The organism is Aeromicrobium sp., assembly GCF_047606445.1.
GTDB lineage: Bacteria > Actinomycetota > Actinomycetes > Propionibacteriales > Nocardioidaceae > Aeromicrobium.
Genome location: NZ_JASGEK010000019.1, coordinates 40,339 through 64,924, shown reverse-complemented (window position 1 = coordinate 64,924; position 24,586 = coordinate 40,339). Strand labels below are relative to the sequence as shown.

The 24,586-nt window shown below is 68.5% G+C and carries 23 protein-coding genes; 14 read left to right on the top strand and 9 right to left on the bottom strand.

The genetic code is table 11. The features are described from left to right. Nucleotides 1–118: 118 nt before the first annotated feature. Nucleotides 119–712 (bottom strand): nucleotidyltransferase domain-containing protein, encoded by a 594-nt coding sequence (locus QM621_RS05370; RefSeq protein WP_414989332.1) that lies wholly within the window; start codon nucleotides 710–712, stop codon nucleotides 119–121. Nucleotides 713–828: 116 nt separating this feature from the next. Here QM621_RS05370 and QM621_RS05365 point away from each other — a divergent pair, with 116 nt between their 5' ends. The 7 genes from QM621_RS05365 (at nucleotide 829) to QM621_RS05335 (ending at nucleotide 9,572) form a co-directional block, all read left to right on the top strand. Further along, the gene (locus QM621_RS05365; RefSeq protein WP_414989331.1) at nucleotides 829–1,053 is read left to right on the top strand and encodes a ribbon-helix-helix protein, CopG family; all 225 of its coding nucleotides are present in this window, start codon (nucleotides 829–831) and stop codon (nucleotides 1,051–1,053) included. Then, nucleotides 1,050–1,463 (top strand): PIN domain nuclease, encoded by a 414-nt coding sequence (locus QM621_RS05360; protein WP_414989359.1) that lies wholly within the window; start codon nucleotides 1,050–1,052, stop codon nucleotides 1,461–1,463. Before QM621_RS05365 ends, QM621_RS05360 begins: the two co-directional genes overlap by 4 nt. A gap of 39 nt (nucleotides 1,464–1,502) precedes the next feature. Further along, a complete protein-coding gene (locus tag QM621_RS05355; protein ID WP_414989330.1) occupies nucleotides 1,503–4,838 on the top strand; it encodes a DEAD/DEAH box helicase family protein in 3,336 nt (1,111 codons plus the stop codon). A 139-nt stretch (nucleotides 4,839–4,977) separates the two neighbouring features. Continuing rightward, on the top strand, nucleotides 4,978–5,118 hold the full coding sequence (locus tag QM621_RS05350; protein ID WP_414989329.1) for a hypothetical protein: 141 nt from the start codon (nucleotides 4,978–4,980) through the stop codon (nucleotides 5,116–5,118). Nucleotides 5,119–5,128: 10 nt separating this feature from the next. Beyond that, nucleotides 5,129–6,346, top strand: coding sequence for an AAA family ATPase (locus QM621_RS05345; protein WP_414989328.1), 1,218 nt, complete (start codon nucleotides 5,129–5,131; stop codon nucleotides 6,344–6,346). Further along, nucleotides 6,346–7,965, top strand: a complete 1,620-nt coding sequence (locus QM621_RS05340; protein ID WP_414989327.1) for a tetratricopeptide repeat protein — start codon at nucleotides 6,346–6,348, stop codon at nucleotides 7,963–7,965. Before QM621_RS05345 ends, QM621_RS05340 begins: the two co-directional genes overlap by 1 nt. Continuing rightward, a complete protein-coding gene (locus QM621_RS05335; protein WP_414989326.1) occupies nucleotides 7,965–9,572 on the top strand; it encodes a tetratricopeptide repeat protein in 1,608 nt (535 codons plus the stop codon). The genes QM621_RS05340 and QM621_RS05335 overlap by 1 nt, the downstream gene beginning before the upstream one ends. Before the next feature lie 117 nt (nucleotides 9,573–9,689). Here QM621_RS05335 and QM621_RS05330 read toward each other — a convergent pair whose 3' ends face one another. Then, nucleotides 9,690–10,952: a DUF445 domain-containing protein gene (locus QM621_RS05330; protein ID WP_414989325.1), complete on the bottom strand. Its 1,263-nt coding sequence runs from the start codon at nucleotides 10,950–10,952 to the stop codon at nucleotides 9,690–9,692. A gap of 32 nt (nucleotides 10,953–10,984) precedes the next feature. Here QM621_RS05330 and QM621_RS05325 point away from each other — a divergent pair, with 32 nt between their 5' ends. Genes QM621_RS05325 through hrpA form a run of 3 tightly spaced genes read left to right on the top strand, consistent with a single transcriptional unit; the run spans nucleotide 10,985 to nucleotide 16,202 of the window. Further along, nucleotides 10,985–11,878, top strand: coding sequence for a neutral zinc metallopeptidase (locus tag QM621_RS05325; protein ID WP_414989324.1), 894 nt, complete (start codon nucleotides 10,985–10,987; stop codon nucleotides 11,876–11,878). Next, nucleotides 11,875–12,600 carry a CPBP family intramembrane glutamic endopeptidase gene (locus tag QM621_RS05320; protein ID WP_414989323.1) on the top strand — a complete coding sequence of 242 codons (726 nt, stop codon included), beginning with the start codon at nucleotides 11,875–11,877 and terminating at the stop codon, nucleotides 12,598–12,600. The genes QM621_RS05325 and QM621_RS05320 overlap by 4 nt, the downstream gene beginning before the upstream one ends. Next, complete coding sequence (gene hrpA / locus QM621_RS05315; RefSeq protein WP_414989322.1) at nucleotides 12,597–16,202, top strand: ATP-dependent RNA helicase HrpA; 3,606 nt, start codon at nucleotides 12,597–12,599, stop codon at nucleotides 16,200–16,202. The genes QM621_RS05320 and hrpA overlap by 4 nt, the downstream gene beginning before the upstream one ends. Nucleotides 16,203–16,232: 30 nt before the next feature. Here the strand turns inward: hrpA and QM621_RS05310 are convergent, their stop codons facing one another. After that, the gene (locus tag QM621_RS05310) at nucleotides 16,233–16,595 is read right to left on the bottom strand and encodes an FKBP-type peptidyl-prolyl cis-trans isomerase (protein ID WP_414989321.1); all 363 of its coding nucleotides are present in this window, start codon (nucleotides 16,593–16,595) and stop codon (nucleotides 16,233–16,235) included. Between the two features lie 42 nt (nucleotides 16,596–16,637). On the opposite strand from QM621_RS05310, the gene QM621_RS05305 reads away from it, so the two are divergent. After that, nucleotides 16,638–17,654 carry a zinc-dependent alcohol dehydrogenase family protein gene (locus tag QM621_RS05305; RefSeq protein WP_414989320.1) on the top strand — a complete coding sequence of 339 codons (1,017 nt, stop codon included), beginning with the start codon at nucleotides 16,638–16,640 and terminating at the stop codon, nucleotides 17,652–17,654. A 32-nt stretch (nucleotides 17,655–17,686) separates the two neighbouring features. Here the strand turns inward: QM621_RS05305 and QM621_RS05300 are convergent, their stop codons facing one another. Then, nucleotides 17,687–19,204: a vWA domain-containing protein gene (locus tag QM621_RS05300; RefSeq protein WP_414989319.1), complete on the bottom strand. Its 1,518-nt coding sequence runs from the start codon at nucleotides 19,202–19,204 to the stop codon at nucleotides 17,687–17,689. 401 nt (nucleotides 19,205–19,605) lie between these two features. Between QM621_RS05300 and QM621_RS05295 the strand changes: the two genes are divergently transcribed. After that, nucleotides 19,606–19,926, top strand: a complete 321-nt coding sequence (locus tag QM621_RS05295; RefSeq protein WP_414989318.1) for a nucleotidyltransferase family protein — start codon at nucleotides 19,606–19,608, stop codon at nucleotides 19,924–19,926. Next, nucleotides 19,923–20,264 carry a DUF86 domain-containing protein gene (locus QM621_RS05290; RefSeq protein ID WP_414989317.1) on the top strand — a complete coding sequence of 114 codons (342 nt, stop codon included), beginning with the start codon at nucleotides 19,923–19,925 and terminating at the stop codon, nucleotides 20,262–20,264. Before QM621_RS05295 ends, QM621_RS05290 begins: the two co-directional genes overlap by 4 nt. Nucleotides 20,265–20,270: 6 nt before the next feature. Here the strand turns inward: QM621_RS05290 and QM621_RS05285 are convergent, their stop codons facing one another. Genes QM621_RS05285 through QM621_RS05275 form a run of 3 tightly spaced genes read right to left on the bottom strand, consistent with a single transcriptional unit; the run spans nucleotide 20,271 to nucleotide 23,299 of the window. Beyond that, nucleotides 20,271–20,711: a MarR family winged helix-turn-helix transcriptional regulator gene (locus QM621_RS05285; RefSeq protein WP_414989316.1), complete on the bottom strand. Its 441-nt coding sequence runs from the start codon at nucleotides 20,709–20,711 to the stop codon at nucleotides 20,271–20,273. A gap of 46 nt (nucleotides 20,712–20,757) precedes the next feature. Next, nucleotides 20,758–21,981 carry an acyl-CoA dehydrogenase family protein gene (locus QM621_RS05280; RefSeq protein ID WP_414989315.1) on the bottom strand — a complete coding sequence of 408 codons (1,224 nt, stop codon included), beginning with the start codon at nucleotides 21,979–21,981 and terminating at the stop codon, nucleotides 20,758–20,760. 13 nt (nucleotides 21,982–21,994) lie between these two features. Continuing rightward, a complete protein-coding gene (locus QM621_RS05275; protein ID WP_414989314.1) occupies nucleotides 21,995–23,299 on the bottom strand; it encodes an acyl-CoA dehydrogenase family protein in 1,305 nt (434 codons plus the stop codon). Between the two features lie 98 nt (nucleotides 23,300–23,397). Here QM621_RS05275 and def point away from each other — a divergent pair, with 98 nt between their 5' ends. After that, nucleotides 23,398–24,003 (top strand): peptide deformylase, encoded by a 606-nt coding sequence (gene def, locus QM621_RS05270; protein ID WP_414989313.1) that lies wholly within the window; start codon nucleotides 23,398–23,400, stop codon nucleotides 24,001–24,003. A gap of 6 nt (nucleotides 24,004–24,009) precedes the next feature. Here def and QM621_RS05265 read toward each other — a convergent pair whose 3' ends face one another. Both QM621_RS05265 and QM621_RS05260 read right to left on the bottom strand, forming a co-directional pair. Further along, the gene (locus QM621_RS05265) at nucleotides 24,010–24,339 is read right to left on the bottom strand and encodes a DUF5615 family PIN-like protein (RefSeq protein WP_414989312.1); all 330 of its coding nucleotides are present in this window, start codon (nucleotides 24,337–24,339) and stop codon (nucleotides 24,010–24,012) included. Between the two features lie 2 nt (nucleotides 24,340–24,341). Next, on the bottom strand, nucleotides 24,342–24,566 hold the full coding sequence (locus QM621_RS05260; RefSeq protein WP_414989311.1) for a DUF433 domain-containing protein: 225 nt from the start codon (nucleotides 24,564–24,566) through the stop codon (nucleotides 24,342–24,344). Nucleotides 24,567–24,586 lie beyond the last annotated feature (20 nt).

The window sequence follows — 24,586 nt, the reverse complement described above, 5'->3', positions numbered from 1 at the left end:
TGGGCCGTGGTCGGACTCGCACCTCGGTGTCCCAAAGCGACTGTCAGCCCGTATAGAAAATGTTACAACCAGCACTGACAGTTTCCAACCAACGCCGCCATGACTGACCGAAACGTCGTCAGTGGGCTTGGGCTGTCTGCGTGTCGGCCGCCGTCAACCGGAGGATCGGCGCGTCCTTCGCACGAGCATGAGCCAGTTCCTCCGGGTCCATCACCACGACGTCACACGCGTTGCCCGTCCATAAGGTGATCCGGTCGTGCAGGTCGTCCATCTGCCGATCCCAGACCTCCTGCCGGTCTTCTCCCAGCTCAGGACTCACCACCATCACGTCGACGTCCGACTCCTCGTCCGAGACGCCCTGTGCGACGGAGCCGAAGAGGTCGACCGAGACGGGCTGAATCTCCCAGCCCCGCACCAACTCCGCGACCCGCTCGCGTAACAGCTCGCGCGCCGCGAACAGGCCCTCGACACTCGGCCAGAGCAGATGGTCACGGTTGACGTGGTAGGTGTAGCGGCTGCCGATACGCTCCTCGATCACGATCCCCTGCGTCACCAACCGGCCGATCGCCTTCCGGACACCCGCCTCACTGGCGTCCTCGACTAAAGCAACGATCTGCGACCTCGTCAGCGAGCCGTTCACTCCCGCCAGCGCACGCAGAATCGGCCCCTCCAATGTGGGCGAGATGACCCGATAGGGAGCCGAGAAGTCCATGATCCAGAGCGTACTTTAGTACGCTAAATCGCACAATAGTACGTTCTCATCACAGGCGCGGATAGGGCTTCCGCTACACGCCGCCACAGGATATCGTGAGATATCGGAGGTGCTTCATGACCGACCTACTCATCCGCAACGTCGATGACGACGACGTCCACCGACTCGATGACCTAGCGCGACGCCTCGGCGTATCCCGAAGCGAGTTGCTGCGACAAGAACTCAAAGGACTCGCCCAACGGGCCGCCGTTCCGTCGGTGACACGCGAGAACCTCGAGCGCTCCACTGCCTTGCTCGACGACGCCCTCGACGACGAGATCATGGAGCAGGCGTGGCGATGAACCAACGATGGCTGATCGACAAGTCAGCCTACGTCCGCTTGCTCCGCTCCCCGGACGCCGACGCATGGATCGAGCGCATGAACCGCGGACTGGTCAGCGTCACATCGCTCACGCTCCTCGAACTCGGCTACTCCGCGCAGTCAGCCGATCACTGGCGGCGAACCATCACAGCGCCTCCGATCTCTTCCCTTCCCGTGGAAGCTCTGCGACCATCCACCGAGGACCGCGCCGTCGAAGTACAGGGGCTCCTAGCCGAGCGCGGTCATCATCGTGCCGCGAAGATCCCCGATCTCCTCATCGCCGCCACGGCTGAACTGGCAGGATTCACAGTGCTCCACCTGGACAAGGACTTCGAACTGATCGCGAGTGTCACCAGCCAGTCAGTCGAACGCCTGACAGGTGACTTCTGAACATCTCTGTGACGCGCGCCATTGGTAGGTTCAGTGCCCATGGGCAACTTCGACTTTCTCGCGCGGGCGTTGCCGAAGACGCTCCATGACGACTGCGCGCGGGCCGAGTCGTACTTGGCGGCCGATCCGCGGTCGGCGTGCTTCTACAGTCGGCGGGCCGTCGAGTCGCTCGTCGGATACCTCTACGACGTGCTCGGGCTGCCCGAGCCGTACCGGTCCGACCTCGCCGCGCGCACCAACGCGGCCGCCTTCAAACACGTCACCGGGCAAACCGTCAACGCCAAGCTCAACATCATCCGCGACATCGGCAACAAGGCCGTCCACGACACCCGGCCCATCGCCCCGCAGGCCGCGCTCCAGGTGATGCGCGAACTGCATCACGTCATGGTCTGGGCGACGCTGCACCACTCCGCGCACCCCGAGTCCGCGCCGACCCGCACGCCCTTCGACCCGGCCATCGCCGCGAAGGCGGCGCCCCTCTCCCGCGAGGACGTCGTCAAACTCGCCGCGAAGTTCAAAGCCCAGGACGAGGCCAACGCCCAAGCGCTCGCCGAACGGGACGCCGAGATCGCCGCACTGCGCGCGCAGATCGCCGCCGCCCAGCAAGCCCAGACGCCCGTCGACGACCGCGACTACCACGAGGCCGACACCCGTTCGCTCCTCATCGACGTGCTCCTCGGCGAGGCCGGATGGGCGCTCGACGGCCCGAACGACCGCGAGTACCGCGTCACCGGCATGCCCGGCGGCGGACAGGGCTTCGTCGACTACGTCCTCTGGGGAGCCGACGGCCTGCCGCTCGCCGTCGTCGAGGCCAAACGCGCCACCCGTTCAGCCCACGACGGACGCCAGCAGGCCGAGCTGTACGCCGACTGCTTGGAACGCCAGTTCGGCCGACGTCCGGTGATCTTCTACACCAACGGCTACGAGCACTGGCTCCTCGACGACGCCTCCGGTTACCCTCCGCGCGAGGTGGCGGGCTTCTACACCGCCGACGAGCTGGAACTCATGATCCAGCGGCGTTCCAGCCGACAGCAGCTCGCGAACGTCCCCGTCGACACCGACATCGCGGGACGCCCCTACCAAGTCCGCGCCGTCACAGCCGTCGACGACGCCCTGACCGCCCACGAACGCTCCGCGTTGCTCGTCATGGCCACCGGCTCGGGCAAGACCCGCACCACCATCGCGCTCGTCGACCAACTGATGCGCGCCGGATGGGTCAAACGCGTGCTCTTCCTCGCCGACCGCACAGCCCTGGTCAAACAGGCCGCCAACGCCTTCACCACCCACCTGCCATCGGTCGCCACCGTCAACCTCGTCACCGATAAGAGCACCGAAGGCCGGGTCTACGTCTGCACCTACCCGACCATGATGAACCTCGTCGAAGAGCGGACGGACGGCCGACGACGCTTCGGACCCGGTCATTTCGACCTCGTCGTCATCGACGAGGCGCATCGCTCGGTCTACGCGAAGTACGGGGCGATCTTCGACTATTTCGACAGCCTGCTCGTCGGTCTCACCGCCACGCCCAAAGACGAGGTCGACCACAACACTTACCGCCTCTTCCAGCTCGAACAAGGCGTGCCCACCGACGCCTACACGCTGGACGAGGCCGTCGCCGACGGCTATCTCGTGCCGCCGAAGGGCGTCAGCGTCGGCACCCAGTTCCTCCGCGCGGGCATCCGCTACGACGAGCTGAGCGCCGAAGAGCAAGACCAATGGGACCTGCTCGACTGGGGCGACGACGGACCGCCCGACGAGGTCGGCGCCGAAGAGCTGAACCGCTTCCTGTTCAACACCGACACCGTCGACAAGGTCCTCGAGACGCTCATGACCGGCGGTCACAAGGTCGTCGGCGGCGACCGACTCGGCAAGACCATCGTCTTCGCCAAGAGCCAGCAGCACGCCGAGTTCATCGCCCGACGCTTCGACGTCGCCTACCCCGAGCTCGGCGGACAGTTCGCCCGCGTCATCACCCACGGAACGACCGACGCCCAAGCGTTGATCGACCGATTCTCAATGAAGGACTGCGCCCCGCACATCGCGATCAGCGTCGACATGCTCGACACCGGCATCGACGTGCCCGAGGTCGTCAACCTCGTCTTCTTCAAGATGGTGCGGTCGAAGTCGAAGTTCTGGCAGATGATCGGTCGCGGCACGCGTCTGTGCCCCGATCTCTTCGGGCCCGGCCGGGACAAGAAAGACTTCCTCGTCTTCGACTTCTGCGGCAATCTCGACTATTTCAGCCAGGACCTGCCCGGAGCCGAAGGACAGACGCAGAAATCACTGTCGCAGCGCCTGTTCGAGGCACGGCTCGGCCTCGTCACCGCATTGGACGACACCGAGCCCGACCTGCGCGCCGCCACCGCCGACACGCTGCGCGGCATCGTCGCCGGGATGAACCTCGACCACTTCGTCGTGCGTCGCCGACGCCGCGCCGTCGAACGTTTCGCCGACGCCGAGGCCTGGACGACGCTGACTCCGGGCGACGTCGAGGAGGCCCTGACCCTCGCCGGACTGCCCTCGTCGGTCCGCGACGACGACGAGGACGCCAAACGCTTCGACCTGCTGGTGCTGCGCCGCCAATTGGCGCAGGTGGAAGGAGACGCCACCGGCGCCGACCGCGTCCGCCAGACGATCCAAGCGATCGCCGTCGCCCTCCTGTCCAAGACGACGATCCCCGCGGTCGCCGAGCAGGCCGTCCTCCTGGAGTCGGTCGCGGGCGACGAGTGGTGGGAGGACGTCACCCTGTCGCTGCTCGAACTCGCCCGTCTCCGCCTGCGCGGCCTGGTCCGGTTCGTGGAGAAGACCTCGCGCAACCCGGTCTACACCGACTTCGAGGACGTGCTCGACGCGGGAACCGAGGTCGCCCTCCCGGGTATCACCCCCGGCGCCGACCTGGAACGCTTCCGTGCCAAGGCGACCGCCTATCTCCGCGACCACGAGGACCATGTCGCCCTGCAACGCCTGCGACGCAACAAGCCGCTGACGCCCGCCGACCTCGCGTCGCTGGAGGACATGCTGCTCGCCAGCGGTGCCGGACGTCCGGTCGACCTCGCGTGGGCGGCAGAACAGGAGGGCGGGCTCGGCGTGTTCGTCCGCGGACTCGTCGGCCTCGACCGTGAGGCGGCGAGCGAGGCGTTCTCCCGCTATCTCAGCGACAGCCGGTTCACCGTCCAGCAGGTGCGCTTCGTCCAACTCATCGTCGACGAGCTGACGCGCAACGGCGTGATGGAACCGCGTCGGCTCTTCGAGTCGCCCTACACCGACCACGCGCCCACCGGTCCCGACTTCCACTTCCCCGACGACGACGTCGAGGTGATCGTCGAGATCCTGCGCACGGTCCGCCAGAACGCGACCCCGACCGAAGTGGCGTGAGTCCCGGACACGGCCAACGCCCCCGAGCGCTCGGCGTCGCCCGCCGACTCATCGCCATCCAGCCTCGGGCGACCACGCCGAACGCCTGCGCGAACTCGACATCCCGGCGCTCGTCCTGCACGGCGAGACCGACCCGCCAATGCGGGTCGAGGGCGGCATCGCGACCTCCGAGGCGATCCCCGGCACCTCTCCGGGCATGACGCGCGAGCTGTGGGACGACCTCGACGGCCGGACCGTCACGCATGCCCGCACGGCCGTTTGGGTCACTCCGCTGTCCTAGACTTCGTCGCGTGACCGACCCCGTCCTCGACAGCCTCGCCGCAGCCGTCCAGGCCGGCCCCGCCGACACCGAGTTGCGCGCGCTGTACGCCGACCGCCTCGCCCAGGCCGGACGGCGCGACGAGGCCCTCGGACAGGTGTTGGTCGTGCTCGCGCAAGACCCCGAACACGCAGGCGCCCTCGCCCTCCAGGCACAGCTCTCCGAGAGCGAGCCCGACGTCGACTGGGCGCGGCTCGAGGAAGAGATCCAAGACGAGATCGACCCGGTGTCCGTGGAGCTGCTGCCCGATCCTCAGCCGGAGTTGGAGCTGCGTGCGGACGGCGTGACCTTCGCCGACGACGAGTCCTCCCCAGCCGTCGTCAGCGCCGAGACCCTGACGCTCGACGACGTCGGCGGCCTCGTCGCGGTCAAACAGCGCCTCCGCGAGACCTTCCTCGACCCCATCGCGCACCCGGAGATCGCCCGAGCCTTCAAGCAGAACGTCGGCGGCGGACTGCTGCTCTACGGCCCGCCGGGCTGCGGCAAGACCTATCTCGCCCGCGCCATCGCGGGGGAGCTCGGCGCGAGCTTCCTCTCCGTCACCCTCGCCGACGTGCTCAGCAAGTACATCGGCGAGAACGAGGGCAACATCCACAAGACCTTCATGGAGGCGCGCGGCAAAGCCCCGGCGGTGCTCTTCTTCGACGAGATCGACGCCGTCGGCGGCAAGCGCAGCTCGCAGAGCCACCAGTGGATCCGCAACCTCGTCAACCAACTCCTCATGGAGATGGACGGAATCGGCGCCGACAACGACGGGCTGTTCGTGCTGGCCGCGACCAACATGCCCTGGGACGTCGACCCGGCGCTTCTGCGTCCCGGCCGGTTCGACCGCATGGTGCTGGTGTCGCCGCCCGACGAACCCGCCCGTGAGGCGATCCTGCGCATGCACCTGTCCAAGCGGCCGACCGACGACCTCGACCTCGACAAACTCGTCGCCAAGACCGAGGGATTCTCCGGCGCCGACCTCACACACCTCGCCGACACCGCCGCCGAGAAGGCCATGTCGGACTCGATCGCGAAGGGCTATGTCCTGCCGATCACCTCCCGGCACATGGCCAAGGCCCTCAAAGAGGTCAAGCCGTCGATCGGCCCGTGGCTCGACAGCGCCCGCAATGTCGTGCAGTTCGCCAACAACGACGGCCAGTACGACGACCTCGTCGACTTGTTGAAGCGGTTGAAGCGCCTCTGATGGACGCCTCCACCATTCTGAAGCGGGCCGAGGCGCTAAGGCATTTCAAGCGGGTCGACCAAGCCGTCACCGAGCTTCAGCAGGGGGTCGCCCAGTTTCCCGACGACCCCGACCTCGTCGGTCTGCTCGGTTGGCTGATGTTCTTCGACGGCGACCCGGTGGCCGCCGAGGAGTACGCGCACCGAACCCTGGCCTTACGCCCGCACGATTCGCGGGCGTTGTGCACGCTCTGCGAAGTCACCGTCGCGCTCGGCCGCCACGAGGAGGCCCTCGCTCACGCCGAGGAGCTCTGCGAACACCACGGCGACTGGACCACGTCCCATCTGCGCCTGGCGTACGCGCTGGTCTACGACACACGGTGGCCGGTCGCGACGTATCGACAGAGGCGCGTCCGAGCACGCGACGCCATCGACCGGGCCATCTGCCTCGATCCCGACGATGTCGAGGCGATCCGGTGGGCTGGCGGCCTGTTCCTGCAGATGAACGACAAAACGCGGGCCAAGGAACTCGCGACACGCGGCCTCGCGTTGGAGCCGGAGCACAAGGGACTCGCTCGGATCGCAGCGCTAGCCAGTCAGACCGGCACCGTCGACGTCTCGCCCGGCGGCTCAGCCGGCCGGGCCGCGCGCTCGGCCTTCGCGAAGGCGACCGCCGACCAGTTGTTCTGCGGCACGCTCGCCGCGCCGCATCACCGCGAGGCCGCTCGCACCATGACCCGAGACGTGTGGACGCAGCTGCGGTTCCTCGCCGGCACGGCGACCTTCACCACCGCGACGCTCCTGCTGATCGCCCATTACCTCATCGGTCCGTCTGGCCCCACCACCCTGTTCGCCTCCGTAGCGCTTCTCGCCGGGCTCATCGTGCCGTCGCTGCTCACAGTGGCCTGGTCGCTGCAACTGTTCGTGTTCCGCCGGTGGTCGCCGAAGCGTTTCGTCCGACGGTTGTTCGCCAACGCCTGGTGGGCGTGGATCGGCCTGCTCGTCATCGTTCTCAGCGGCCTCGTCGTCATCGGCATGACCATCGACATAGGCGCACACGCCGTGACGATCGCCGACACGCGTGCCGACTACGCCGGCGAGGTGACGCATGCGCTGGGATACACGGCCTGCTCGCTGCTCGTCGCCGAGCTGTTCGTCATCTTCGCCCGGCTGCGCGCCGACACCCGGCTGGGGCTGCTCCCGTCCGACAGCACCGATGAACGGGCCCGTGACGACGGGAAGCTGCCGTGGGCGTCTGTCCTGCGCGTCGGTGTCGCCGGGCTGATCGCGCTCGTCTACGCGCGCCCGCAGCGATGGGACGACGACCCCGCAGGGGGCGCCTTCACCGCAGTCGTCGTCGCCATCGCGCTGCCCCCGTTGGCCGCCGTCCTCGCGGACCGGTCTCGCGGACGGGGTCGGCTTCGACGCCGTCGGCTCGTCGCGGCCTCGCTGGCCCTCTCCGGGGCGGGCGTGGCGCTGGCTCTCACGGTCGCTGGAAACGGCGCGGCGGTCGGCCGCACACCTCCGGGGTCGTTCAGCGACGAAGTCGACGAACCCAGCGGACCCGACGTCCCCGCGCCCGTCGACGTCGACCTCTCCACCGTCGACCCTGACGGCCGACTGAACCCGCCGGCTCCCTGATGGACGCCTCCACCTTCTTCGAACGCGCCGAGGCCCTGGCCGGTCTCGGCCGGTTCGACGACGCCGTCGCCGAACTACGACGGGGCCTCGCACAGGTCCCCGACGACGCCGATCTGCTCGGCTATCTCGGCTGGCTGTCGTTCTTCGCCGCCGACCCCGAGACGGCCGAGGACTGCGCGCGACGGACGCTCGCCCTACGACCGCACGACGCCCGCGCGCTGAACACGCTCTGCGAGGTGACGGTCGCGCTGGGACGCCACGACGAGGCGCGGGCCGTCGCCGAGGAGCTGTGCGAGCGCTACCCCGACTGGCCGACATCGCACCTGCATCTGGCGTACGCACTGATCCACGACAAGCGGCGCCCGTTCAAGGCCCGGAGGGAGCGGCGCGCCCGCGCCCGGGAGGCGGTCGACCGGGCGGTCTCGCTCGACCCCGACGACGTCGAGGTGCTGCGTCGGGCCGGGGCGCTGCTGCTGCAGTTGCATGAGAACGCCGAGGCCGAGAAGCTCGCCGAACGGGGGCTCGCGCTGGAGCCCGAGCACGAGGGGCTGATGCTCGTCGCGGCGCACTCGAAGCAGTCAGCCGACCCGGTGGCCTCGGCGGGCGGACCGCTCGTCGACGCCATTCGGTCGGCGTCGGCGCAGGCCGCCGCGAACAAGCTGTTCTCCGGCGTCCTCGCCACCAACCCGCAACAGCGGGGCGTGGCTCGGGAGATGACCGACGGGCTCTGGACGAGGATCCAATTCTTGGCGAGCGCGGCGGTGTTCCTGGCCGCCGCGCTCATGGTGATCGCCTATCTCGTCGTCGGCGACCCCGCCCCGACCTCCCACCGCACCCGCGTCAAGGCGGGCGAGGCGCTGCTCATGCTGCCGCTGCTGTGGCTGCTGTTGATCTTCACAGTTCGCAGCGGGCTGCCGAAACGGTTCATCCGCCGGCTGTTCGCGAAAGCCTGGTGGGTGTGGCTCGCGCTGCCGATGACGGCGGCGGGCGGCCTGGCCGTGATGGCTCTGGCGATGGGCATGGCCACCCGCTCCACCTCCGGCATGGTCGCGACGCAGGGCAGCTATGTCGGCGGCATCACCCGCGCCATCGGCTATACGGTCTGTTGGCTGGTGGCCGCCGAGTTGTTGATCGTCTTCGCCCGGCTGCGCGCCGACGCCCGCACCGGCCTGTTCCCGCACGACGACGAGGGCGACCGCGCGGCGCTGGTTGCGGCGAAGGGCTCCCTCGCCGGGCTCGGCCGGGTCGGCTTCGCGGCAGTGTTCGCTCTTGTTCCGGTGTTCGCGCAGCGGTGGGAGACGCGTCCGGAGGCGGCGGGCGGCTTCGCGGCGGTCGCCGTGGCGCTGGCCGTCCCGCCGCTGGTGACGACAACCGCCCGGTGGGCACGGGTGCTGCGCGGGCCGCGCCAGAAGGCGCTGGTCGTGGTCTCGCTGCTCGTCGCGGGGGCGGGCCTGGCGCTGGCGGTCGAGTTCGCCGACCGTCACGCCGACGAGTACGACCCGCCGCCCACCCCCTTCCAGGAGGACCTGCGCGAACGCCTCCCCGACCCCCTCGACGTCCCCACCTTCGCCCCGATCGACCCCGTCGTCCCGCCGCCAACCCCGTAACGCACACGTCCGGGGCGAACCCAACGGGCACACATGGGATCTATGTCCCTGGGCTAAGTCCGGCTCGCCATCAGCGAGGTCGGCGGATCTGCTGTCCGAGCAGGACGAGGGCGTCTCTCACAGCGCGTGCGACACCGCGTGGATCCACAACCCCGCCAGTCCTCCGACCACCGTCCCGTTGATGCGGATGAACTGGAGGTCGCGGCCGACATGCAGTTCGATGCGCTGGGCCGTCTCCACTCCGTCCCAGCGGGAGACGGTGGCGGAGATGACGGTGGCGAGGTCGCCGCCGTGGCGCTCGACCGTGTACGAGGCGACGTCGGCGGCCAGCTCGTCGACCCGGGCGGCCAGCGCCTCGTCGTCCAGCAGCCGCTGGCCCAGCGCGCGCACCTCCTCGACCGCGCGACGCCGCAGCAGTCCCGACTCGTCGGTCAGCGCCTCGGTCAGCACGCCCTTGAACGACGTCCACAGCGAGATCGCCGTCGCCACGACCTGCGGCTGGCTGAGCATGCGCTCCTTCAACCGCTCGGCGCGGTCTCGCGTCTCGGCGTCGAATTGCAGGTCGTGCGCCAACTGGGCGAGCCAACGGTCGAGGGCCGAACGAGCCCGATGCGTCGGGTCGCGCCGCACGTCGGCCACCCAGCGCCGGGCCTCCAGATGCAGACGCTCGGCCACCTTCCGGTCGAGCCAGTGCGGCGTCCACGAGGGAGCCCGCTCCTCGACCAGCAGCATGACCTCCTCGCCGTTCTTGCCGAGCCAGCGGTGCAGCTCGTCGATCACCAGGTCGACCACACCCGTGTGCGCCCCGTCGGCGACGATCTCGCCCAACATCTGCCCGGCGGCCGGCCCCAGCGGCTCGGTCATCAACTTCGGCACGGCCACCTCACGCACCAGCGCGGCCACGTCGTCGTCGCTGATCCGGTCGAGCGCGTGCGCCGTGATCCGCGACCCCGCCCGCACCAGCTGGTCGGCGTGCTCGCCCTCCAACAGCCACTCGCCGCCGTGCCGCGCCACACTCAGCGCCGACAGACGGTCGCGGACGATGTCGGGCTGCAGGAAGTTGTCGGCCACGAAGTCCTGCAGGCTCTCCCCCAGCGACTCCTTGCGCTTCGGGATGATCGCGGTGTGCGGGATCGGCAGGCCGAGCGGATGCTTGAACAGCGCCGTCACCGCGAACCAGTCCGCGATGGCGCCGACCATGGCCGCCTCGGAGGCCGCGTTCACATAGCCGACCCACCCCTCGCCGTCGCGGGTGAACACGAAAATCACCGCCGCGAGGGCGAGCAACGACGTCGCCACGATCCGCATCCGGCGCAACGCGCGGCGGCGTTCGGCGTCTTTGGCCGATAACTCGGGCGACAAGGCGAAGGAGTCGGGCACATGCGAAGCCTACGCTGCGTAGACTCTGGCCTGTGAGCTTCAACGACAAGGCGCGCCTCGACACCAGCCAGGTCATCGGCGGCAAGGGCGGCGCGATCGCCGGCGGCGGCATCGGCGGCGTCATCCTGCTGCTCGTGGTCATGTTCCTCGGCGGCGGCGAGGGCGGCACCGGCGGACTCCCCTTCGACCCCTCCCAGGTGTTGCAAGGCGGCAGCGGCGAGCAGGTCGACGTCTCCCAGTGCGAGACCGGCGCCGACGCCAACGAGTCCGACGTCTGCCGCATCGTCGGCACCGTCAACAGCGTCCAGGACTACTGGGGCGACGCGCTGCCCGCCGACGCCAAGACCGACTACCGCGAGGCCAAGACGGTCATCTTCTCCGGGACCACGCAGTCGGCCTGCGGCACCGCCAACGCGGCGGTCGGCCCCTTCTACTGCCCGGCCGACGAGCAGGTCTACATCGACGCGGCCTTCTTCGACGAGCTCACCAGCCGCTTCGGCGCCGACGGCGGCAACCTCGCGCAGATGTACGTCGTCGCGCACGAGTACGGCCACCACGTCGAGCACATCCTCGGCTACCTCGCCGAGGCGCAGAAGGACACTTCCACCGGTCCGACCAGCGGCGGCGTGCGCGTCGAGCTGATGGCCGACTGCCTCGCCGGCGTGTGGGCGCACCACGCGGCCACCACGGAGGACGAGAACGGCGTCACCCTCATCGAGCCGCTGACCAAGGAGGACGTCCGGTCCGCGCTGTCGGCGGCGGCGGCGGTCGGCGACGACCACATCCAGGAGGAGCTCGGCGGCGGCACCGTCAACCCCGACTCCTGGACGCACGGGTCGAGCGAGCAGCGGCAGAAGTGGTTCCTCGCGGGCTACGAGTCCGGCTCGATCGGCTCGTGCGACACCTTTAACACCGACGACCTGTGACCGAGCGGTCGCGGACGAAAGCCGAGGTCTGGATCGTCCTCGGCCTGTCCCTCGGGCAGTCGGCGGTCTACGCCGTCCTGAGTTTGATCGTCAAGCTGACCGACGGCGGATTGAAGTCGTCGACGGCCACCCTCAACGCCTCGCGGGCCGAGCAGCAGTGGCTCGACCTGACCCTGCAAGTTCTCTCCATCGGCTTCGGACTGGTGCCGGTGGCGCTCGCGCTGTGGCTGCTGGCGGGACGCTCGATCGGCCTCGATCCGCGCTCCCCCGGCCGTGACACGCTGATCGGCGCCGGGCTCGCCGCGCTGATCGGCCTGCCCGGACTCGGCGTCTACTTCGCCGGACGGGCGCTCGGCGTGACGGCCGAGATCGTCACCGCGCCGGACACGGTCTACTGGTGGACCGCGCTCATCCTCGTCGCGGCGGCGCTGCAGAACGGCCTGCTGGAGGAGGTCGTGGTGGTCGGCTATCTCCAGACCCGACTGCGCGACCTCGGCTGGAACGTGGGGACCGTCATCGTCACGAGCGCCCTGCTGCGCGGGTCGTACCACCTTTACCAGGGGGTCGGGCAGGCGTTCGGGAACGTCGTCATGGGGCTGGTCTTCGGCTGGTGGTTCCACAAGACCGGCCGCGTCATGCCGCTGGTCGTCGCGCACACGCTGCTCGACGTGGTCGCGTTCGTCGGCTATCTGGCCCTCGCCGACCAGGTGGCCTGGCTGTGAGGATCCGTTTCGACGACACCCTGCCGATCTCGGCACGCCGTGACGAGATCGCCGACGCGCTGCGCGACCATCAGGTCGTCGTGGTCGCTGGTGAGACCGGTTCGGGCAAGACCACCCAGTTGCCGAAGATCGCGCTCGGGATCGGTCGCGAGAAGATCGCACACACCCAGCCCCGCCGGATCGCCGCGCGCTCGGTCGCCAAGCGGATCGCCGACGAGTGCGAGGTGGAGCTCGGAGCCGAGGTCGGCTACGCGGTGCGTTTCGACGACCGCAGCGGCGCCGACACGAAAATCCGCCTCGTCACCGACGGCCTGCTCTTGCAGGAGATCCACCACGACCGGAATCTGAGCCGCTACGACACCGTCATCGTCGACGAGGCGCACGAGCGGTCGCTGTCGATCGACTTCCTGCTCGGCTATCTACGCCAACTCCTCCCCCGTCGCCCCGACCTGAAACTCGTCATCACCTCGGCGACCATCGACGTCGACCGCTTCGCCGAGCTCTTCGACGCGCCGGTCATCGAGGTCAGCGGGCGCACCTATCCGGTGGAGGTCCGCTACCGGCCGCTGCACGAGTCCGACGCGGCCGACCTGCTCGACGGGATCGCGGCCGCGGTGGAGGAACTGCCCAAGGACGGCGACATCCTCGTCTTCCTGCCGGGTGAGCGCGACATCCGCGACGCCGACGAGCATCTGTCGGGCAAGAAGTACCGGAACACCGAGATCATCCCGCTGTACGGACGGCTCGCCGCGCACGACCAGCAGAAGGTCTTCTCCTCCCACGCGGGGCGGCGCATCGTGCTGGCCACGAACGTCGCGGAGACCTCGCTGACCGTGCCCGGCATCCGCTACGTCATCGACCCGGGCCTGGCGCGTATCTCCCGGTTCAGCAACCGCCTGAAAGTGCAACGGCTGCCCATCGAGCCGGTCTCGCAGGCGAGCGCCGCCCAGCGCGCCGGTCGCTGCGGGCGTGTCGCCGACGGTATCTGCGTCCGTTTGTACTCCGAAGAGGACTTCGAGGGGCGCCCGGAGTTCACCGACCCGGAGATCCTGCGCACCAACCTCGCGTCGGTCATCATGCGCATGGCCGCGCTCGACCTCGGGCCGATCAGTGAGTTCGGCTTCCTCGACCCGCCCGACCATCGCGCCGTGGCCGACGGCACAGCGCTGCTGCGGGAACTGGGCGCAGTCGTGGACGCCAAGGGCGGCGGGCTGCGACTGACGAAGCTCGGCCAGACCATGTCGCGCCTGCCTGTCGACCCGCGCATGGCCCGCATGATCGTGGCCGCCGACCGGCTCGGCTGCCTCGGCGACGTGCTGGTGGTCGTCGCGGCGCTGTCGATCCAAGACCCCCGCGAGCGTCCGTTGGAGAAGCAGCAGGCCGCCGACGAGAAGCACGCGCGTTTCCGTCAGCCCGACTCCGACTTCCTGTCCTGGCTGAGCCTGTGGACGTATCTGGGCGAGCAGCGCGACGCCATGTCGCACTCGAAGTTCCGCAAGATGTGCCACGAGGAGTTCCTGCACTATCTGCGAGTCCGCGAGTGGCAAGACGTCCACTCCCAGCTGCGCCGCACGGTCCGCGACCTCGGCATGAAGCCCGGCAAGCCCGCCGGCGACGCCGACGCGATCCATCGGGCGGTGCTCACCGGACTGCTGTCGCACATCGGGTTGAAGGACGCCGACGGCCGCGAGTACACCGGCGCGCGCGGTGCCCGGTTCATGATCTTCCCGGGCTCGGGTCTGGCGAAGAAGCCGCCGTCGTGGGTGGTGGCCGCCGAACTGGTCGAGACCACCCGGCTGTGGGCGCGCACCGCCGCCAAGATCCAGCCGGAGTGGATCGAAGAGGCCGCCGGGCACCTCGTCAAACGTCAGTACGCCGAGCCGCACTGGTCGAGCCGGCGGGGCGCGGCGATGGCGCGCGAGCGGGTGCTGCTCTACGGCTTGCCGGTCGTCGCCGACCGGCGTGGGCCGCTGTCGCGCTTCGACGCCGAGTTGGCCCGCGAGTTGTTCGTCCGGCACGCGCTCGTCCAGGGCGAGTGGCGCACCCATCACGGCTTCTGGAAGCACAACACCCGCCTGCTGGCCGAAGTCGAGGAGTTGGAGGCCCGCTCGCGCCGCCGCGACCTGCGCGTCGACGACGAGACGCTGTTCGAGTTCTACGACGCCCGGGTGCCCGCCGAGGTGGTCTCGACGCGCCACTTCGACCGCTGGTGGAAGCAGGCCCGACGCGACACGCCGCACCTGCTCGACCTCAGCATGGACGACCTCTTGCGGGCCGACGTCGACGCCGACGAGGAGTTCCCACGCGAGTGGTTCTCCGACGGCGCCCCGATGCCGCTGACCTACTCCTTCGAGCCGGGCGCGGCGCACGACGGCGTCATGGTCGACGTGACGCTGGAGCAGTTGCCGACGCTCGACGGCACCGCCTTCACCTGGCAGGTCGAGGGGCACCGGCGCGAGTTGGTCGAGACGCTGATCCGCTCGCTGCCGAAGAGCCTGCGCCGCCAGTTCGTGCCGGTCCCCCAGGTCACCGGCGAGGTGCTGCCGCTGCTCGACCCGTCGCGCGGATCGGTCGCCGAGGAGTTGGCGCGGGTGCTCGGGGCGCGGATCGGCGAGCCGATCCCGGCGGAGACCTTCGACCTCGCCGCGCTGCCGGAGCATCTGCGCGTCAAGTTCCGGGTCACCGACGGCTCCGACGAGGTCGCGCGTGGGTCCAATCCCGACGAGTTGCGCGAGCGGTTGAGCCTCCGGCTGCGCGAGCATCTGCTCGACGCCACCGGCGACATCGAGCAGACCGGCCAGAAGGCGTGGACTTTCGGCGAGATCCCCGCCGAGACCCGGGCGCGCGGCCAGGTCGGCTATCCCGCCGTCGTCGACGAGGGGAAGACCGTCGGACTCAAGGTGCTGCACTCGGCCGCCGAGCAGCGGGCCGCCGGGATCCGCGGCCAGGCCACACTCGCCTCCTTCGACCTGCCGTCGGTGGTGCCGACCATCGGCCGCACGCTCGACGTCCGCCAGAAGCTCACCTTGCAGACCGGCCCGTACAAGGACGCCGCCGAGGTGATCGAACAGTGCTGGCTGGCCGCGCTCGACCATCTGGTCGAGGCGAAGGGCGGGCCGGTCGCCGACGAGGCGGCCTTCGCCGCACTGGTCGAGCAGGTCAAACCGGAGGTCTTCGCGATCACCCAGCGGGCCGTCGTCCAGGTGGTCGCCGCCTACGACCGGCTCGGCGAGCTACGCCCCGGCGCCGACGAGGCGGGCGAGGACGTGAAGGTCCAGCTGTCCTGGCTGGTCTACCGCGGTTTCATCCGCGACATGGGAATCAAGCGGCTCCCCCGCCTCGCGGTCTATCTGAAGGCCGCCGCCGCCCGGCTGGCCATCGCCGGCACCCCCGACGATCTGATCGCGGCGCAGGACCTGGAAGTCGAGTTCTACCGCCGCACTGGCGACCTGTCGTCCTGGCGCAAGCTCGCCCCCGACGTCGCCAAGGTCCGCTGGGCGTTGGAAGAACTACGGGTCAGCCTCACCGCGCAGAAACTCGGCACCGCCCACCCCGTCAGCCTCAAACGCGTCCGCGCCCTCCTCGACGGCTTGACCGTCTGAGAAGGGCGCGGAGCAGGAGAGGGTGTCGTCTCAGCCGACGTCGAGCAGGTCGATGACGAAGACGAGGGTCTTGCCGGACAGGCGGTGGCCGCCGCCGGCGGGGCCGTAGGCGAGGTGCGGCGGGGCGACGATCTGACGGCGTCCGCCGACCTTCATGCCGGGGATGCCCTCCTGCCAGGCGCCGATGAGCTTAGGCAGCGGGAAACGGGCGGACTGGCCACGGTCCCACGAGGCGTCGAACTGCTCGCCGCTCTCGAAGTCGACGCCGACGTAATGCACGTCGACGAGGCCACCGGGGACGGCCTCGGCGCCGTCGCCGACGACCAGGTCGGTCACCTGGAGCTCGGTGGGCGGGGGTCCGGGAATGAAATCGATCTCAGGCTTAGAGGTCATGGGCTCGATCCTTCCACACCGTCGCAAAGGCACAATGGGCCCATGCGAGCCACCGTCCTCCACGCGCCCGGCGACATCCGTGTCGAGACGCTGCCCGACCCCGATCTTCGTGATGACACCGACGCGATCGTGCGGGTCGTCGCCTCGTGCGTGTGCGGTTCGGACCTGTGGCCGTATCGCGGCGCCGACCATGCGGGCGAGCCGCGTCAGATCGGCCACGAGTTCGTCGGCGTGGTCGAGCAGGTCGGTTCGGCGGTGGCCGGCGTCTCCCCCGGCGACTTCGTCATCGCGCCGTTCACCTACAGCGACAACACCTGCGCGCTGTGCCTCAAGGGCGTGCACACGTCGTGCGTGAACGGCGGCGGGTATGTCGGCTGCCAGTGCGAGCTGGTGCGCGTTCCCTTCGCCGACGGCACGCTGGTGACGGTTCCCGGCGAGGTCGACGAGGCGATGCTGCCGCACCTGCTGACGCTGTCCGACGTCTTCCCCACCGGCCATCACGCGGCGGTCAGCGCGGGCGTGACCGAGGGCAGCACCGTCGCGGTCGTCGGCGACGGAGCCGTCGGCCTGTCGGCGGTGCTCGCGGCCAAGCGACTCGGCGCGGCGACGGTGATCGCGATGTCGCGGCACGAGCCGCGTCAAGAGGTCGCCCGGGCGTTCGGCGCCGACCATATCGTCGCCACGCGCGGCTCCGAGGGCGCCGCCGAGGTGTCCGAGATCCTGGGCGGCATCGGCGCGGACGCGGTGTTGGAGTGCGTCGGCACGAATGACTCGTTCAAGCAGGCGTTCCGCACGGTGCGCCCCGGCGGCACGGTCGGCTATGTCGGTCTGCCGCACGGCGTGGAGCCGAACATCCCGGTCATGTTCTACACGAACCGCAACCTCGCCGGCGGCGTCGCACCCGTCCGCGCCTACCTGGAGGACTTGCTCCCCGACGTCCTCAGCGGCGCGGTCACCCCCGGCGACGTCTTCGACCTCACCCTCCCCCTCGACCAGGTCGCCAAGGGCTATCAGGCGATGGACGAGCGCACGGCGATTAAGGCTTTCCTCCGGGTTTAATATTCAGCGGACATGAGATAGGTCGCCCGACACTAGCAACGCAACACCGACTTCTCAAGATCGTCGAATGACGCGCCGGAGACAACCTGGATTGCCTGGACGGTTGTTGCCGGCTGCATAGCTGTGCCGACCTCGAAAACGAGGGCACCCTTCTCACCGAACAGCGAATAACCGAGCATTTCGCCTCCTTCCCCTATCCACTGACCAAAGTGAAGGCGCTCACCATAAATCTGCTGCAACTCATCGACGGTGGTTCCGATCCCCAGACCTTCAACTGTCCGCGGGAGTCCTTCGGAAGGAACGCCCGTTATGAAAGTTTCCGCGTCGAAGACTCGTAGGCCGTGGAGCCCTCCATTGCCGGAACTCGGATTCTGGCTTGCGTCACTCAACATGTAGACGAAGGGGGACAGGACACCGATGCCTTCCCAAATGCCAGTGCATACATCGTCGGGAATCTTTTGCGCGTAGCCCTGATCAGCGATCTCAGCCATCGGCATACCCACCTCCAGTGGACCGAAGTAACCGGGGCCGATCTCCCATTCGCTCGGGTCGTCGCTCCAGCGCTTCTTCGGCATGCACTTGCACAGGATGATCTGAGTGATCGTTCCCGACAGCGAGTCGCCCTCGCCGTCGAAGCTGATCTCGTATCCGGTGCCCGTCGCCGGGTCCGCCGGGTAGACGACGGTGCCAGCCTCGGTCGGCTCCGACGGCAGGCCGTCCAGGTTGTACAGCTCCTCGGCCGCCGCGACGTCGTCGCCGACACCGACACCGTCGATGGTCGTCATCTCCTCGTCATCGGAGACGACCCTCGTCAGCACGCCCTCTTCGAAGACGAGCGTGCAATCGACGTAGACCACCTCGACCGTCCCCGAGGGCTCCACGTCGGGAAGCTTCTCGCCCGCGTCCTCGGCGGCCGCCCGCGCCTCCGCGACCGTCATGCCCGGCCGGAGTCCGCGATAGCCCGCCGGCTGGATCGTGCTCTCCGCCCACGACGGGTCCAACACCGCGGGCAGCCGGGCCTGCAGTTGGCCCGGATTCGCCGCGTCCAGGAACAATCCGCCCGTGGCCTCGGCGACGCAGCTCAACTGCTCCATCGCCGCCTGGTGCGCCTCGGTCTTGAATCCGACCGTGTGGACCGTGACGCCGTCCAAGGCCTTCGCCACCTCGCAAGGGTCCTCGCCCAGACCGAGTTCACCGCACTTGTCCTCGCCGTCGGACACGATCACGATGGCGCGTTCGCCCTCGGCAGGCAACAGTTCGGCCGCATGGGTCAACGCGACGGCGATCGGTGTGAATCCGCTCGGCGCGACCTCCTCGACCGTGGAGATGTAGGTGTCTTTGTCGAGCGGGCCGAGTTCGATCAACGTCGACACGTCCTCGCATCCGGCCGCCTGTTCGGCCTCCGTCGCCCCCGTGCCGTTGCCGAAGGCCACCAACCCCAGCTCGTGGTCGTCAGGCAACGCCTCGACCAACGAGCCGATCGCGCCTTGCGCCGCCTCGAAACGCACGCCCGGCGCGTCGTCGGTCAGCATCGACGCCGACGCGTCCAAGGCGATCACCGTCGGAATCGCCGGGACTTCGGCCGCAGGACTGTCGCCAGCGTCCTTCGTCTGACCATCGTTCCCGCATGAGGAGAGCAACAGCGATGCGACCGCCACCAGGACGGCGAACTTTCCAGACGTCACAGTCATGCTCAGAACTTAAGCCCCCCCCCCGCCGGTTTGTCCAACTTTCGGCGTCACCATTTTCGGGGGTTGCCAGCACGACGGAAACTTGTTAAGCCGCCCACACTCGCGAGAGACTTCTGCACCCCTGATGAGAGAGTCGTGGCCCGCGAGGCAGGTGCGAAAGTCTCTCATGAGCGGGTCACAACTCTCTCGCGAGCGGAGAGTCAGCCCCTGAGATGTCGACGATCCGTGACTCAGGACGACAGGACACGTAGATTGGTGGCATGACCTTGCTCGTTCCCAGCGTCCGCTCGATGGAGTTGCGTGGGCTCATCGAGCGACATCGTGACGAAGTGGCGGCGATCCTCCGACGGTACGGCGTCTCGAATGTCCGGATCTTCGGATCAGTCGCCCGTGGTGACGCTGATGAGCACAGCGACATTGACCTGCTTTTCACCCGCCCTGACGGCATGGGCTTGTTCTCGATCGTCGCGATGGGACAAGAACTGTCCGATCTGCTCGGGGTGACCGTCGACGCTGTCCCCGACGGCGCGCTCCACCAACATCTTCGCTCTGATGTTCTCGCGGATGCTGTCGCACTATGAGCAAGCGAACAGACGCCCAACGTGTCGCTGAGTCGTTGACTCATCTCGACGCGCTCCATCGGCACCTCTCCCGTCACGACCTCGATGATGCCACCGTCGCCGACGCTGTCAGCATGCGTTTGTCGGCCGCAGTCGAAGCTCTCCACCATGGCGACCCTTTACTGGGCAAACGACTCTTCGGCGAACAGTGGCGACAGATCTGGGGAACCCGTAATTACATCGCCCACGGATACGCGTTCGTCGACTTCGCCACGATCGCTGACACGATAACGAGCAACCTGGCCGATTTCGAGCGAATTTTACGAGAAGAACTGGCACGCCTCGAAAAGGACTCCTAGACTCGCTCAGCCCGACGCCTCGGCCGAGTCGTTGAAACGGCGCATGAGGCTGATGAAGGTGTCGAGGTCGTCGAGGTCCCAGTCGGCGAGGAACTCGTTGAGCCGGTCGCGCATGGCGGCGCGGTAGGCGGTCTGACGCTTCAAGGCGTCGGGGGTGGGGACCAGCAGACGGGCACGGCCGTCGCTCGGGTCGGGACGCTGCTCGACCAGTCCGAAACAAACGAGGGCGGCCACCGCGCGGCTCGCGGTGGACTTATGCACGCCGGTCATCTCGGCGAGGTCCGCGCCGCGCACCCGGCCGGGTGCGTCGCAGATCGCGAGGAAGAACAGATAGGTGCCGTAGTCGAGGTCGGGATGCAGCTCGGAGACGAGTTGCACCGAGCGTCGACGCAGTCTCCTCGCCAGGCGCGTCAACTCGAGTTCGAGGTCGATGTCGGGGCCGGACATGCGTCCAACCTACCGACATCGACCTCGAACCCGTGCGGTCAGTCCGTCACTTGAGCTGTGACGACGACAGGTTCAGCAGACGGCGCGCCACGATGAGCTGCTGGATCTGCTGGGTGCCCTCGAAGATGTCGAGGATCTTGGAGTCGCGGGCCCACTTCTCCAGGAACTCGGTCTCGCTGTAGCCCAGCGTGCCCGCGAGCTCGACGCAGCGCAGCGTGATGTCGTTGCCCACGCGGCCGGCCTTCGCCTTCGACATGGACGCCTCGACGGAGTTCGGCTTGCGGTTGTCGGCGAGCCAGGCGGCCTCCAACGTCAGCAGCAGCGCGGCCTCCCAGTCGGCCTCCATCTGCAAGAAGGTGGCCGCGGCGTAGGACTGCGTCGCCGCCGGACGGTCGTAGTCGATCTCGACGCCGGCCTTCTCCAGGATCTCGCGCATGAGCTCCAGCGACGCCCGGGCGCAGCCGACGGCCATGCCGGCGACCAGCGGACGGGTGTTGTCGAAGGTCGCCATCGCGCCGGCGAAGCCCTGCTTGACGTCGATCTCGGGGTTGCCGAGCAGGTTCGACTCGTGCACGCGGCAGTTGTCGAGCACGATCACCGCGGTGTCGGACGCGCGGATGCCGAGCTTGTGCTCGAGCCGCTCGACCCGGATGCCCGGGGTGTCCTTGGAGACGACGAAGGACTTGATCGCCGCGCGGCCGAGGCTCTTGTCGAGCGTGGCCCACACGACGACGGAGTCGGCCCGGTCGCCGGAGGTGACGAAGATCTTCTCGCCGTTGAGGACGTAGTGGTCGCCGTCCTTGACCGCCGTGGTCTTGATGGCGGCCGAGTCCGAGCCGAAGCTGGGCTCGGTGATCGCCATCGCGGCCCACGTGCCCTTGTAGCGCTCCAACTGCTCGTCGGTCGCGACCGAGGCGATGGCCGAGTTGCCGAGGCCCTGGCGCGGCATCGTCAGCAGCAGGCCGACGTCGCCCCAGCACATCTCGATGACCGACAAGACCGACGACATGTTGGTGCCGTTCTTGATCTTGTTCTTGCCCTTGACGGTGTCCTCGTCCTCGCTGCGGCGCACACCGGTCGCGCCGGCGCCCTGCCCCTGGCCGGAGTCGCTCATGCCGTCGATCAGCGAGGCCAGCAGGTCGAGCTCCTTGGGGTAGGAGTGCTCGGCGAGGTCGTACTTGCGGGAGTTGGCGCGCAGGAACTCATTGGCGACCTGGTTGGCCTGGCCGATGAAGGCGCGGAACTTCTTGGGGGTGTCCAGATTGATCATGTTCTGTCCGTCCTCAGACGAGGACCGCTCCTTCCATCACGGCGACGGCCCGCAGATCGCGGTACCAACGCTCGACCGGGTGCTCCTTGACGAAGCCGTGGCCGCCGAGCAGCTGGACGCCGTCGGTGCCGATCTTCATGCCGTACTCGGCGGCGAGCTTGCGGGCCAGGGCGACCTCGCGGGCGTGGTCGCTGCCCTGCTCGGCGCGCGAGGCGGCCTTGAGGGTGACCAGGCGCATGCCCTCGAGCTCGATGGCGATGTTGGCGACCATGAAGGCCACCGACTGGCGGTAGGCGATGGGCTCGCCGAACGCCTCGCGGGTCACGACGTAGTCCTTCGTGTAGTCGAGGACCGACTTGGCCGTGCCGAGCGCCAGGGCGCTCCAGGCCAGACGCGAGAGGCGGATCGCCTCGCGGTAGTCGTCGAGGGTTCCCTCGCCGAGCAGCTGGGCCGGGGTGGACTCCAGCTTGAGGCGGCTCAGGCCGGCCGCGCGCAGACCCATCGACGGGTCGGCGGCGACGCTGACGCCCTCGGACTTCGCCTCGACGAGGAACAGCGCGGACTGGCCGTCGAGGTCGGCGGCGACCACGAACAACTCGGCGGCCGCGCCGCGCACGACGCCGGACTTGAGGCCGTCGAGCACGTAGCCCTCGCCCCTCTTGGTCGCCTTGGTCGACAACACGAAGGGGTCGAACAGCGGGGCCGGCTCGGCCACGACGAAGGCGGCGGCCGGGACGTCGTCGCCGGTGAAGGCGGGCAGGTAGGTCTGCTGCTGCTCGTCGGAGCCCCACAGGGAGATCGCGGTGGCGACGGCGGCGGGCGCCATGCAGGCCACGGCCTGACCCATGTCGCCGTTCGACAGCGCCTCGGCCACGAGCACGCCAGTGGTCACCGAGCGCTCCTCGGACAGGCCGCCGAGCTTCTCGGGCACGTTGAGCAGGCTCAGACCGAACTCGCTGGTCTGGTCGAGGACCGAGTCGGGCGTGTCGTCGTTCTTCTCGGCCTCTTCCGCGCCGGCGCGGAGGACGTCGGCGGCGAACTCGGAGACGACCGAGACGATCATCTCCTGGTCTTCGGTGGGCGTCAGGTCGAAGACGCCGGAGTCGCTGGAGGCGCTGGGGCGGGCGGGCTTGCCCGACCCCTTGACCTTCTTGAACGCGCGCGCCCCGGCTCCGGCGGCCTGGAAGCCGGCGCGGGTGCCGTGGTACACGGTCTTCTCGGCCTGCTTGCGCAGCCCGAGCTTGTCGATCGTGGGCGAGCTGGCGATGCGGTTGAGCACCGCCAGTCCGATGCCCATGGGGTCCTTGCGAGAGGCCACGAGAGCTCCTTTGGGAAACTAGGGGGAAGCCGGGTGTAACTCACGTTTGCACGCTGGCCTGACGATGATATCCGACCGTGTTCCGTTACGGTAGGGTCGTGAGCCCCCGCTTGAGCACTTCGCAGTCGCGCCCCTTGCCCGAGGGCGGCCAGGTCCGTCCGATCACCCGTTGGGGCACCCCGGTCATGCACCGCGAGCTCGACGACGTGACCGATTTCGGCGAGGAGCTGCAGACGCTCGTCGCCGACATGGTCGCCACGATGTACGCCGCGCGCGGCGTGGGCCTGGCGGCCAACCAGGTGGGCGAGAGCGTCAAGGTGTTCGTCTTCGACTGCCCCGACGCCGACGGCCAGAGCGTCACCGGCGTGGTCTGCAATCCGGTGCTCACGCTGCCCGACGGCGGCGACCGCCGTCTCGACGACGAGGACGAGGGCTGCCTGTCGTTCCCCGGCTCCTACGCGCCGCTGGCCCGCCCCGACCACGCGCACGTCAGCGGCGTCGACCAGTTCGGCGAACCGGTGGAGTTCACCGGCACCGGCCTGCTGGCCCGCTGCCTGCAGCACGAGACCGACCACCTGTTCGGCACCGTGTTCGGCGACCGCCTCGCCAAGCGGCCCCGCAAGAAGCTCGACAAGATGCAGGCCGAGACCGACGACCTCTACCCCGCCGACTGGCCCGTCAGCCCCCTGCGCGAGGACGACTGAGAAAGCTCAGCGAAGCTCGATCAGTCGCTGCCCCTGCTCGACGAGTTCGACGATCTGGTCGATGAGCGGTTCGAACCAAGCCAGCAACACCGCCTTTCGGGTGTTGCCGATCCTGACCCAGACGACGGCTGGCGCGTCACCACGCATGGCGAACATGAGGGAGAAATCCTCGTCCTTGGTCACGATGACCGCCTGGTTCCGCAAGGCGTAGAGCCAGAGGTCGTGGTCGGGTGTGTCACCGGGAGCGATGTCGGTGACGTGGTCGGCCTCGTGCCCTCGGTCACGCAACAGTTTCGCCAGGGCTGGCGGCAGCTGAGCGTCAACGAGAAATCGCATGCTTACGAGGCGATCACGACCGTATGATCGGCCTGAGCCGCCGCATACGCCAGACAGGCTCGGATGTCCTCACCGGAGAGGTAGGGGTAGTCCTCGAGGATTTCCGTCTCGTCAGCTCCGGCGGCGAGAAGCCCCAGCACGTCGCTGACTCGCATTCGAGTTCCCTTGATCGCGGGACGGCCATGAACGACGTCCGGCGAGATCAAGATGCGGTCGAGTAAAGACATAGGGGAAGTCTAGCCCCGGC

What these genes read in the sequence shown, in the direction of transcription:
- QM621_RS05355 (WP_414989330.1), top strand. Translation starts at nt 1,503, where the DNA reads ATGGGCAACTTCGACTTTCTCGCGCGGGCGTTGCCGAAGACGCTCCAT.
- QM621_RS05295 (WP_414989318.1), top strand. Translation starts at nt 19,606, where the DNA reads ATGACCTTGCTCGTTCCCAGCGTCCGCTCGATGGAGTTGCGTGGGCTC.
- QM621_RS05350 (WP_414989329.1), top strand. Translation starts at nt 4,978, where the DNA reads ATGCGGGTCGAGGGCGGCATCGCGACCTCCGAGGCGATCCCCGGCACC.
- QM621_RS05265 (WP_414989312.1), bottom strand. Translation starts at nt 24,339, where the DNA reads ATGCGATTTCTCGTTGACGCTCAGCTGCCGCCAGCCCTGGCGAAACTG.
- QM621_RS05305 (WP_414989320.1), top strand. Translation starts at nt 16,638, where the DNA reads ATGCGAGCCACCGTCCTCCACGCGCCCGGCGACATCCGTGTCGAGACG.
- QM621_RS05285 (WP_414989316.1), bottom strand. Translation starts at nt 20,711, where the DNA reads ATGTCCGGCCCCGACATCGACCTCGAACTCGAGTTGACGCGCCTGGCG.
- QM621_RS05340 (WP_414989327.1), top strand. Translation starts at nt 6,346, where the DNA reads ATGGACGCCTCCACCATTCTGAAGCGGGCCGAGGCGCTAAGGCATTTC.
- QM621_RS05280 (WP_414989315.1), bottom strand. Translation starts at nt 21,981, where the DNA reads ATGATCAATCTGGACACCCCCAAGAAGTTCCGCGCCTTCATCGGCCAG.
- QM621_RS05260 (WP_414989311.1), bottom strand. Translation starts at nt 24,566, where the DNA reads ATGTCTTTACTCGACCGCATCTTGATCTCGCCGGACGTCGTTCATGGC.
- QM621_RS05310 (WP_414989321.1), bottom strand. Translation starts at nt 16,595, where the DNA reads ATGACCTCTAAGCCTGAGATCGATTTCATTCCCGGACCCCCGCCCACC.
- QM621_RS05370 (WP_414989332.1), bottom strand. Translation starts at nt 712, where the DNA reads ATGGACTTCTCGGCTCCCTATCGGGTCATCTCGCCCACATTGGAGGGG.
- QM621_RS05365 (WP_414989331.1), top strand. Translation starts at nt 829, where the DNA reads ATGACCGACCTACTCATCCGCAACGTCGATGACGACGACGTCCACCGA.
- QM621_RS05360 (WP_414989359.1), top strand. Translation starts at nt 1,050, where the DNA reads ATGAACCAACGATGGCTGATCGACAAGTCAGCCTACGTCCGCTTGCTC.
- QM621_RS05290 (WP_414989317.1), top strand. Translation starts at nt 19,923, where the DNA reads ATGAGCAAGCGAACAGACGCCCAACGTGTCGCTGAGTCGTTGACTCAT.
- QM621_RS05335 (WP_414989326.1), top strand. Translation starts at nt 7,965, where the DNA reads ATGGACGCCTCCACCTTCTTCGAACGCGCCGAGGCCCTGGCCGGTCTC.